The sequence below is a fragment of the Rhodococcus sp. EPR-157 genome, from assembly GCF_001647195.1.
GTDB lineage: Bacteria > Actinomycetota > Actinomycetes > Mycobacteriales > Mycobacteriaceae > Rhodococcoides.
The window spans coordinates 1-1,059 of record NZ_LVCV01000297.1 but is presented as its reverse complement, the minus strand read 5'-3'; the positions used below and the strand labels follow the sequence as shown (position 1 = coordinate 1,059).

Genomic DNA, 1,059 nt, shown 5'->3' with positions numbered 1-1,059 from the left:
TTCTGCTTATTTCAGCCAAAACTCTCGGTTCCTACTCGTCCGGACGAACACGTCACCCTGTGACGGGTGACGACGATTTGAAACACTAGATCCCGAGCGCAGTCGTGTCTGTCGGCTATTCGGCGTAACAATGCATTTCGACACAACCTTCATGCGATGTTCACCGTTGCAGGACGAACGACCAAGCCATAGCGGGTGTCAACGGACTGAAGGAACTGTCCGAGCACGATCCGGCCGCCCGGCATCGACAACCTCGGCGGCGGCCGCATGGGTAGCACGGCGCCGGCGATCAAGGTCCTCGCAACGCCAGCCACCGCGTCGGCGATATCCAGTGTGACTGTGTCACCGGCCACGCTCCCACCCACTTCGGACACCACTGCATGCGCGTCGCTTGAAACCTCCGAGACGTGAGTACCCGAGTTGATCGCCGACTCGATCAAATCGGTCAAGAGCGCCGCGTCACCCAGTTCATGTGCCCACGTGAACACATGCGAGTTCCACAACGACATCGTCGTTGACCACGACTTACGTGCTGCCGCACTGACGAACTGGAACCGTTGGGCATCGAGGTACAGCAGTGCGGGCAGCGCTAGATCAACGGCTGCTCGCAGACGGTCGTGCTCAGGAACCGACGCCTGGCACAGCGCGGCCAGGAAGTCACACTTCGCCACATCGATCAGCGCGTCGAGTTCCTTCGACATACGTCGCGCTGAACCGAGGAAAACCAGACTCTGCTCACTGTTGCCCAGCATCAATTCGGCGCACGCGCGGTTGCGGTGAGCCCAGGCGACCAATCTTCGGTGGTCTGGGTCGCGCTCGAGGTGGACGAGCGCCCGACCGATCAGGGAAGATGCTCGTGCGAACTGTCCCTTCTTGAACACAGCAGCCCCGATGTTGCACTGACAGACGGCACTTCTCGCAGAGTCACCGAGACGCGCGAACTGCTCGTGCGCCCGCGAGAACGAGAGCTCGGCCGCATCGAGATCGTCTCGCGCCAGGTATAGCCCGCCGAGGTTCTGATCGATCATTGCGAGTCGATCCGTCGCGCCGACTGACTCG

General features: G+C 61.0%; 1 protein-coding gene. It reads right to left on the bottom strand.

The genetic code is table 11. The features are described 5' to 3' along the window. Nucleotides 1–149: 149 nt before the first annotated feature. Nucleotides 150–1,059: tetratricopeptide repeat protein (locus tag A2J03_RS13670; RefSeq protein ID WP_231912527.1), on the bottom strand; the 910-nt coding region annotated here is incomplete at its 5' end.